General features: G+C 55.3%; 5 protein-coding genes and 2 pseudogenes. 3 read left to right on the top strand and 4 right to left on the bottom strand.

Annotated elements, in window-relative coordinates; all coding sequences use genetic code 11:
• A pseudogene (locus ABX962_RS20840) lies at positions 1 to 1,171 on the top strand (FAD dependent oxidoreductase); the annotation flags it as partial.
• 79 nt (positions 1,172 to 1,250) lie between these two features.
• Here the strand turns inward: ABX962_RS20840 and gluQRS are convergent.
• From gluQRS to ABX962_RS20820, 4 genes are all read right to left on the bottom strand, one after another.
• Positions 1,251 to 2,207, bottom strand: a complete 957-nt coding sequence (gluQRS, locus tag ABX962_RS20835) for a tRNA glutamyl-Q(34) synthetase GluQRS (protein WP_372721949.1) — start codon at positions 2,205 to 2,207, stop codon at positions 1,251 to 1,253.
• Positions 2,207 to 3,604: an asparagine--tRNA ligase gene (asnS, locus tag ABX962_RS20830; RefSeq protein WP_372721947.1), complete on the bottom strand. Its 1,398-nt coding sequence runs from the start codon at positions 3,602 to 3,604 to the stop codon at positions 2,207 to 2,209. Before asnS ends, gluQRS begins: the two co-directional genes overlap by 1 nt.
• A gap of 175 nt (positions 3,605 to 3,779) precedes the next feature.
• A complete protein-coding gene (locus ABX962_RS20825) occupies positions 3,780 to 5,531 on the bottom strand; it encodes a divalent metal cation transporter (RefSeq protein WP_372721945.1) in 1,752 nt (583 codons plus the stop codon).
• 230 nt (positions 5,532 to 5,761) lie between these two features.
• A complete protein-coding gene (locus ABX962_RS20820) occupies positions 5,762 to 6,832 on the bottom strand; it encodes an NAD(P)/FAD-dependent oxidoreductase (RefSeq protein ID WP_372721943.1) in 1,071 nt (356 codons plus the stop codon).
• Positions 6,833 to 7,109: 277 nt separating this feature from the next.
• Here ABX962_RS20820 and ABX962_RS20815 point away from each other — a divergent pair, with 277 nt between their 5' ends.
• Together ABX962_RS20815 and ABX962_RS20810 are read left to right on the top strand one after the other, a co-directional pair.
• Positions 7,110 to 8,975, top strand: a complete 1,866-nt coding sequence (locus ABX962_RS20815) for a carbon starvation protein A (RefSeq protein ID WP_372721941.1) — start codon at positions 7,110 to 7,112, stop codon at positions 8,973 to 8,975.
• 142 nt (positions 8,976 to 9,117) lie between these two features.
• A pseudogene (locus ABX962_RS20810) lies at positions 9,118 to 9,557 on the top strand (tryptophan--tRNA ligase); the annotation flags it as partial.

Here is a 9,557-nt window from a genome sequence, read left to right as displayed (position 1 = left end):
CTGGCAATGGCGGCATGTCCGATTGTTTACACCTTGGTCGATGTTGCTCGACCCGGCCGGCAAGCGGCTTCTTGAGGCCAACGTAGCCTGGACCGAACCTTGCGGAGACGCGGTTCCCTATGCAAAAGAACTCGTTGAAAATTTTCTCGATCCGTTGGCGGCTCACCCTGCGATCGCGAGCCAAATCAAACTTCATCACAAAGTGGTTTCCGTTTCGCGTGACGGCCATGATCGCATGAAAGACGGCAACCGCAACGACGCGCCGTTTCTGATTGTCACCGAGACAGCCGATGGTCCACGACGTTTCAAAGCTCGCGCGGTCATCGATGCTTCGGGAACCTGGACAAACCCCAATCCGCTTGGTGCTGGAGGTGTCATGGCAGATGGAGAACAACAACTCAGTTCGCACATTCGTTACGGCATTCCCGATATTTTGGGACAACAGCGGCAGCAGTACAGCGGAAAACGAGTCCTCGTAGTTGGCTCGGGGCATTCTGCATTTGGAAGTGTATTGAGTTTGGCGGAACTCAGGAACGAGGACCAAACGACCGCCGTCACATGGGGCATCCGGCGAACAGACACCTCAACACTATGGGGAAAAGGTTGTGCGGACGAAATCGCGGAACGTGGTGCACTGGGAACCCGTGTCCAATCCGCGGTGAAATCGGATGCCGTGACGCTGATGCCGGGGTTGTCGATCAGTGCACTGAAGCCGCACTGCGACGATGGAATCGAGGTTATCGACGTCGAGGGTGCATCACGCGTGGTGGTCGACGAAATCATCGTTTCCGCCGGCTCACGTCCTAATTTAGAAATGCTGCGAGAGCTGCGACTTGAATTTGATCTTGCAACCGAAGCGGCAAAACGGCTGGGGAACTTGATCAACCCAAACCACCATAGTTGCGGATCGGTTCCGCCACACGGAGCGGAGGAATTGAAACACCCCGAACCTAATTTCTATGTCGTGGGCATGAAAAGCTACGGTCGTGCCCCCACCTTCTTACTGCGAACCGGTTTCGAGCAGGTTCGTTCGGTGGTCGCCGAGCTGGCAGGCGACCATTGCTCCGCACGGCGAGTCGAATTGGTGCTGCCTAAGACCGACGCCTGCTCAACCGCATCCGCTTGTGACGCGGAAGAAACTCCCTGTGAATCAGCGTGTCGTGAACGCTAGCTCGCTTGGAAAACGCTCGCTGGAAAGAATTTCATTGGCAACGTCGGCTGATGTTTGCCAACCAGTTCGGTGTTCCAGTTTAATCGCGGATCCAGCCAGTCGTTTCCTGCTCGTGGACGACGATCGCGTTTCGATTGAGTTTTGACCAAGCAAACAGCGGGATCACCTCGTCGGCACTCCGCGGAGTCGCCGTGTCGGTTAAGCCGGCGGTAAATGCGGCCCAGCCGACAATGGTTTCCGGGGCGACGCCTTGTTCACGATACAAACTCAGCCGCGTATCACCGTGGCGTTTGGCCAAGCGGCGACCGTCGGGGCCTTTGATCAACGGAACGTGAGCGTAGTGTGACCGAGGCAGATCGAGTGCATCGGCAAGTTCAATGTGCCGGAATGCACTGGGCAGCAAGTCGTCGCCGCGCACCACTTCGCTCACTCCCATCGCCGCATCATCGACAACACAAGCAAGATGATAAGAGTAGCTGCCATTTTTTTGCGTGATCGGGAACGCACCGAGATGCGCTGCAGGATTGCAGCTCTGTTTTCCGAGTACCAGATCGTCGATTTCAATCGGATGATCATTGACGCGGAATCGCCAGGAAAACGTGCCCGCCTCGGGCAGCGGATCACCGTTCTGCCAACTCGCACAGGTGCCAGGATAAATGTTTCCTTCGTGCTCAAAATGAGGTGCCGAGCCTGCATCGGCAATGTCTTGCCGCGAACAATTGCATGGAAAGACGCGATTCGCGGCGATCAGTCGCTCGAGTGCCTTGGCGTACAGCGATTGCCGCTCGGTTTGGATGTAGGGCGAATGCGGACCACCGACATCGGGGCCTTCGTCCCAATCAATTCCCAACCAACGCAGGTCGTCGATCGCTTGCTGAATCGCCCAAGATTTAACACGCGGTGAATCGATATCCTCGATTCGCAAGATGATTTTTTTGCCGGTGCTGCGAGCGGACCAGTAGGCGAGCAAATAGGTACGAGCATTTCCTAAGTGCTGAGCTCCGGTCGGGGACGGTGCCAATCGGCCGGTGCTCATTAGAAGTCGGCGTTGCCGGGGGTGCGGGGGAACGGAATCACGTCACGAATATTGGACATCCCGGTGACGTACTGGACCGCTCGTTCAAGCCCGAGCCCAAAGCCTGCGTGCGGCACGGTACCAAAGCGACGCAAATCGATGTACCACCAGTAATCTTCTTCGTTCAGCCCCGCTTCGGTCATTCGCGACGTCAACACGTCGAGCCGTTCTTCGCGTTGGCTGCCGCCGATGATTTCACCCACGCCTGGAACAAGCACATCCATTGCGGCGACCGTTTTTCCATCATCGCTGACCCGCATGTAAAACGGTTTGATTGAGGATGGGTAATCGGTCAGGATCACGGGACCTTTGACATGCACTTCGGTCAGATAGCGTTCGTGTTCGGCTTGTAGATCGGTGCCCCACGAAATCGGATAATCAAATCTTGCGTCACAAGTTTCGAGAATTTTGATCGCTTCGGTATAGGTCATATGAGCGAACGGCCGTTCGACGACCGAGCGAATTTGGTCGATCACGCCGGGTTGAATTCGCTGGTCGAAGAACTGCATGTCTTCGTCGCAATGATTCAAGCAATCGGTAAAGATTCGCTTCAAGAAATCTTCGGCCAACCGCATGTCGTCGGCCAGGTCAAAGAAGGCGGCTTCGGGTTCGACCATCCAAAACTCGGCAAGATGCCGGCTGGTGTTACTGTTTTCGGCGCGGAACGTCGGCCCGAACGTATAGATGCGTCCGAGTGCGGTGGCATAGGTTTCGCCATTCAGTTGACCGCTGACGGTCAAATAGGCCGGCTTTTCAAAAAAGTCGTACTCAAATTTCACCGGACCGCCCGATTTAGCGAGCATGTCCAGATCGAGTGTCGTGACACGAAACATCTCGCCGGCACCTTCGCAATCACTCGCCGTGATGATCGGCGTGTGTGTGTAGAAGAATCCGTTTTCGTGAAAGAAGTTGTGAATGGATTGGCTGATTTGATTTCGCGTTCGCATTACCGCGCTGAGCGTGTTGGTGCGAGTTCGCAAGTGCGCCCACTCGCGTAGCTTCTCGAACGAGTGACGTTTCTTTTGCAGCGGGTAGGTCTCGGGGTCGGCCCAACCGAGTACTCGCAGCGAAGTCGCTTGCAGTTCGGTGGCTTGCCCCTTGGCTGGCGATTCCACCAATTTACCGGCGACCACGACGCTGCAGCCCGCCGTCAATTTTTGAACTTCGTCGGCGTAGTTATCCAGTTCTCCGGGCGCCACGACTTGGATATTGCCAAGGCAGCTGCCGTCGTTGACTTCGATAAAACTGAAGCCCCCTTTGCTGTCGCGACGCGTGCGAACCCAGCCACGAACTTCGCAGTCGCGGCCCGCCGACTCGGCTTTGCGAGCCTCGGCGACACGAATCCAGTTGTCTTGCATCGTCAATCCTTTTGATTTGAAGCTTTTACAAAGGGGGAGCGATAAGTGGCGTCCGATTCAACCATTTCAGGTAGTGGACGAGGCAACAAGTCCCCGTTTTTTGCAATGGACTCGTTGCCTCGTCCACGACACCCAACCCTCATTCTTAGCTGTAACGCCACGTTCGCCAATTACTTTATTGTTCCACAGCGGTCTTGGACGGTTTTCGGAACGCAAATCCAATCGCCACTGCCAGCGAGTAGACAATTAGAATCCCAATCACAACATAGAAAGAAATCGGGTTCTGAGTGTCCATCGCCTTGTCGTACATCGCCGTTCCAGCGGCAGCCACGGCACCGGCGACCGCCAAAATCATCATGACATTCCAGGCCACCATCCGGCCACCGGTCGGTTTGTCATCACCCAGGATTCGCCGACTGTTCATCATCAGAAAGAAAGTGATATAGGCGATCGGCAACAACATCACCGCAAACGTGCTGGCGAAAATAGCCAGCCAAAATCGAGTTTGATCGTCGGTCCACAACCACACCCAACTGGCTCCGGAGATTCCAGCGACCAAAACGCCGGTAACAAACAAGCTGCTGCTGCCGGGACGGCCGCACAACTCTTGAAACGCATAGCCGTTGATCAACATCAAAATGATGATCGTCGAGAATCCCATACCAAACACGCCGAGTCCGAAAACAAGCTTTGCTTTGCCGTCGCCCAACAGGGGTGCCAAGGTTCGTGACAACTGAAACGCATCACGTTTGATCAGTGCGGATGCGATTCGTTTTTCATCTTCAGGCAGCTTCGCCACCATTTCCAGCTTGGTTGCCTCGTCGGTGGTCGCTGCGGCGTCGCCGAGCTCAAGATCGACGCGAGCAAGCAAGCTTGATTTGACCGCACCAAACGTCGGTGATTGTTCCATTTCGGCAAGGTTGGTCGACGCCAATTGCGGATCAATCTTGTTATGGAACGATGCGGCGGCGGCGATTACAACACAGCTAGTCACTAGCACGAACGGGATCGCCATGCCGGTAGACAAGTCAAAGCGTGCGAGTCCACGAAAGGGCTTATCCCAACCGCGAGCCAGCATCGAATAAGGCAACAAGAACGTCATGTTGATCCCAACGGCGGTGGCAATCGCCGAGATCATCACGCTCCGCTGTGTGCCCATCAACTTTTGAGTCCAAAAGGCTTCACCCTCGGGCGATAACCCTTCGACTAATCCTTGTAGGGCGCCCGCCGGATGCATGAATTGTCCCAGGTCGGGAATAAAACCGGCCAAAATCGTGCCGAATTCAAGCTCACCGCTGCCGAACAGCAGCACGGCGACGCCAACAAAACAGATCACGACCATGCCGATCAGACCTTTGAGGAATAAATCAAACACCTTCGCCGCTTTGCCTTGGCGAGTGTTTAGCAAGACAACAAAACCGGCAGCAAGGAACAATGCGATCGTGATTCCCCATTTGGTCATCGCACCGCTGCCCAATCCATCGCCTCCACCCAACGTCGCTAGATTTTTATCAAGTGCGTCGTAGCACAGACTGAACTGGGGCATACAGAAAATCATGTTGGCCATGATCGTTGCCACAATCCAACCCCAACCGAGCGCCGGGTTGATTTCGCTGTTGATCGCCTCAAACGGACGACGCCCGGTGCTCAGCGTGACATAGCTGATCGCCGATAACATCACGACGCCCAAGACAATCGCGACCAATTGCAACCACAGCATGCTGTAGCCGCCCAGCACGCCGAGGAACAACGATCCGGCCAGCGACCCCCCGCCCAACGTGATCGCACTTTGCAACCAACCAGGACCGGACAACCGAATGTAAGCTCCTAGCACCTTGCCATCGGCTTGTGCCTGCCGAAGCAACTCGCGATCGGCTTGGACTTTCTCATTTCCGAGAGCTATTTGTTCGGTTTCGGCTGCTGACATGGCGAGATTTCTAAGGGAGTGGTGGGTGTGGGAAGAAGGAAAAGATAAGGTCGGTAGGGGACGCGGACATCCGGCAAACGGACATCTCGCAGTAGCTACGCTCGCCAGAACGTGGAATGTTTCGACGCATTTCCATCGAGACCTATTTCCACCGTCTGGCGACGGTAGCCACAGTATTTACGCCGCGGCAGCACCCGAAGACCCTGCGAAACGCGGCGATGCGATCTCGCTTAACCTTCGAGTTCAGCGAGGTAACGTTCGGCATCCAGTGCTGCCATACATCCAGTTCCCGCGGACGTGATCGCTTGTCGATAATAATCGTCAGCGACGTCGCCTGCAGCAAAAACGCCCTTCACGGTAGTGTTGGTACGGAAACTTTTTGTCCAACGAATATAGCCGCTACTGTTCGTCTCGACCGCACCGCCGAGAAACTTGGTGTTCGGCGTGTGTCCAATGGCGACGAACATGCCACCGACCGGCAAGTCGCTGATCGAGCCATCGACAGTGCTTTTCAGCTTGATTCCGGTGACGATTTTCTCATCGCCATAGACTTCATCGACGACACTGTTCCACTTCATCTCGATTTTGGGATGGTTCAGAGCACGATCCTGCATCACTTTGGATGCTCGCATCTCGTCACGGCGTACGATCAAGTAGATGGTCGCAGCGTTCTTTAGATTCGCAAGATAGGTTGCTTCTTCGACCGCCGAGTCACCACCGCCGACGACCGCAAGTGGCTTGGCGCGATAGATTGGCAAGGCACCGTCACAGACCGCACACGCGCTGACGCCCTTGTTCTTGTAAGCTTCCTCGGTATCCAAACCGAGGTAATTGGCACGCGCGCCGGTCGCGATGATCACAGTTTTTGCTTTGACCGGTTCGCCGCTGGCAGGTTTCAGCACGTGAACGTCACCGGAAAAGTCGACGCTTTCGATATCGTCGCTAACCACACGCGTGCCGAAGTTAAGTGCTTGCTGCTTCATCAACTCCATCAACTCGACGCCTTGGACGGCGTAATGGGGCTGGCCGTCTTTTTCGTGCCCCGCCGGCGGCATCGGCAAATTCCAATGGCGGTCCTTGTCGACGGCGGATTCGACGAACGCGCGGATATTTCCGGCGGGGAAACCCGCAAAATTTTCGACTTCCGTGGTAAACGCCAACTGGCCCAACGGAATCATTTCCGGACGCACGGTGCCCTCATAAACGACCGGATTCAGGTTCGCGCGAGCGGCATAAATTGCTGCGGACCATCCCGCAGGCCCACTTCCAATGATAATTGTCTTCTCTATTTTGTCGCTCACGCTTGTGCGGCTCCCGGATTTCGTTGCATTAAAGGAAAGATTTTGAGAGTTGACCACGGTATTATAGGGCGTAAATCGTCCTATACTACGGGCGGTATACACGAATGACCGTGAACACGAAACACCGTCATTCGTGCGAGTCTAATTTGCAGATCCCACCGAGCATCGTCCGTATCGCAGCTCACCGAGCCCTAGCTCACCGGAGCTTTTCGCAGGCGATGATCAAATTCCAAGCGTTTTTCGCTCCCCCCATCCTTTGTTTAGATCGTTATTTTCCATGAGCACATTGATTGTGGCCGTGGCGTCGATGATCGGTTTCATCGTTGCCTACAACACCTATGGTCGCTGGTTAGCGCGGCGTTTGTTTCAGTTAAGCCCCGAAGCGGTCGTCCCCAGTCACGAACTTCGCGACGATGTCGATTTTGTCCCGACGCGGCGATCGGTGATCTTTGGGCACCACTTCACCAGTATTGCGGGGACGGGGCCGATTGTGGGCCCTGCATTGGCCGTGTTTTGGGGATGGTTGCCCGCGCTGTTGTGGGTCGTTTTGGGATCGATCTTGATCGGCGGCGTTCACGATATGGCGGCGCTTGTCATTTCACTTCGCAACAAAGGACAAACGATCGGTGAAGTCGCGGGGCGATTGATCACGCCGCGAGCCAAGGTGCTGTTTCTGGCCGTGCTAGCACTCGCGTTGTCCGTCGTCCTCGCCGTCTTTGGCTTGGTGATTGCCATTATCTTCGCGATCTACCCCGAATCAGTTTTGAGCGTTTGGATCGCGATGCCAGTCGCCATCGGAATCGGCATTTGGGTCTATAAAAAAGGGGGTGGATTGCTCGGCCCCAGCGTCTTCGGATTGGTGGTTCTCTACGGTGCCGTTTACTTCGGTGCGTACTACATGCCGATTTCGTTGCCCGAAAACAGCAATGGCTTTTTCACCCCTGTGGTCGTTTGGACGTTGATTTTATTGGCCTATGCGTTCGCCGCTTCGGTGCTGCCGGTTTGGCTGCTGCTGCAACCCCGCGATTACATCAACAGCCACCAACTGTATGTCGCACTAGCACTGCTGGTGATCGGATTAGGAGTCGCCTCGGTCACAGGGCATGCCGATCTGATGGCCTCGGCTCCGGCGATTGCCAAGGCCGAGAATGTCCCCGCCGACGCCCCACCGATACTTCCCTTCTTGTTCATCACAATCGCATGCGGTGCCTGTAGCGGGTTTCATTGTTTGGTCAGCAGCGGAACGACCAGCAAACAAATCAATTGTGAAACCGATGCTCAAGCCGTTGGTTATGGAGCAATGTTGCTCGAAGGTGCCTTGGCGGTCCTCGTGATTTTGGCGTGTTGCGCCGGCGTCGGGATGGGACGAGTCGAACGAACCGAAGTCAACGGTGTCGGCGAGTATACCAACGTGTTGGCTGCCGACGGCACGGTCGTGACTGGCAACGCGGCTTGGAAAATGTATTACCGCGCGACCAAGGCCGATGGATCCCCAGGCGGTTGGGCCGACCACAAATTGCCTCAGAAATTGGCTGCGTTTATCGATGGAGGAGCAAACTTTTTGGCCACAATCGGGCTGCCGCTGAAACTCGCCGTCGCGATCATGGCGGTGCTTGTCGCCAGCTTTGCTGCGACCACGCTCGATACCGCGACCCGATTGCAACGTTATGTTTTGCAAGAACTTGGCGAAAGTGTGCATATCAAACCGATGACCAATAAGTTCATCGCAACGGGAATCGCGGTTGCGGTCGCCGCTGTCATCGCGCTCGGGGTGGGTGACAAACCAGGAACAGGCGGGATGGTGCTGTGGCCCCTATTCGGAGCGACCAATCAATTGCTGGCCGGGTTGGCTCTGATGGTCGCCGTCTTTTACCTTGCCCGGCGCTCCAAACCGTTCGCGTTTGTCGCCATTCCGATGTTCATCATGTTGGTTATGCCAGCATGGGCGATGACGTACGACTTGGTTTATAACTGGATCCCTCAACAAAAATGGACATTGATCCTATTCGGATTTGGCATCCTTGGCTTGCAAGCCTGGATGGTGTTGGAGGGAATTCTGATGTGGCAACGCTGCCGCGGTGTCCTCGAGGCTCCCATTGCATCGACCACATCGTCGGCTTCCGAATCCGCTGCGGCAAGCTGACGCAGACTTAGCTGGCTACTTTTTAGCAATCTTGGATCACCTCGCGACGGATCATCGCGTCCATCGTATAAAGACGGCTCATTGGGTTTGGACTCAGTGAGCCGCTTCGTTTCCTGGTTTCGTTTTCTTGAAGGTTTTTTGCATGCGTGTTCTCTCTGGTATCCAACCCACCGGACGACCTCACTGGGGCAACTTTTTTGGTGCGATTCATCAATACATTGACCTGCAAGATGACAACGATGGCTTTTACTTCATCGCAGACATGCACGCCTTGACGACCGTTCGTGACGCGAAAGCGCTCAAGCAATACACGCTCGACGCTGCATTGGACCTGTTGGCGCTCGGGTTGGATCCGAAAAAGGCAACGCTGTTCGTGCAGTCGCAAGTGCCGGAAGTCAGCGAGTTGACGTGGTTATTGATGACCGGTACGCCGATGGGACTGCTGGAGCGGTGCCACGCCTACAAAGACAAAAAAGAAAAGGGGCTGAACGCCGACGCGGGGCTTTTCACCTATCCCGTCTTGATGGCTGCGGACATCTTGATCTATGACTCCGAAGTCGTTCCGGTCGGCCAAGATCAAAT

The organism is Novipirellula sp. (genome assembly GCF_041583735.1).
Lineage (GTDB): Bacteria > Planctomycetota > Planctomycetia > Pirellulales > Pirellulaceae > Novipirellula.
The sequence above is the reverse complement of the archived record's forward strand: the minus strand, read 5'-3'. Positions and strand labels throughout refer to the sequence as shown.

Excerpts from the sequence above, each read along its gene's own strand:
- ABX962_RS20825 (WP_372721945.1), bottom strand. The coding sequence starts at position 5,531 with ATGTCAGCAGCCGAAACCGAACAAATAGCTCTCGGAAATGAGAAAGTC.
- asnS (WP_372721947.1), bottom strand. The coding sequence starts at position 3,604 with ATGCAAGACAACTGGATTCGTGTCGCCGAGGCTCGCAAAGCCGAGTCG.
- gluQRS (WP_372721949.1), bottom strand. The coding sequence starts at position 2,207 with ATGAGCACCGGCCGATTGGCACCGTCCCCGACCGGAGCTCAGCACTTA.
- ABX962_RS20815 (WP_372721941.1), top strand. The coding sequence starts at position 7,110 with ATGAGCACATTGATTGTGGCCGTGGCGTCGATGATCGGTTTCATCGTT.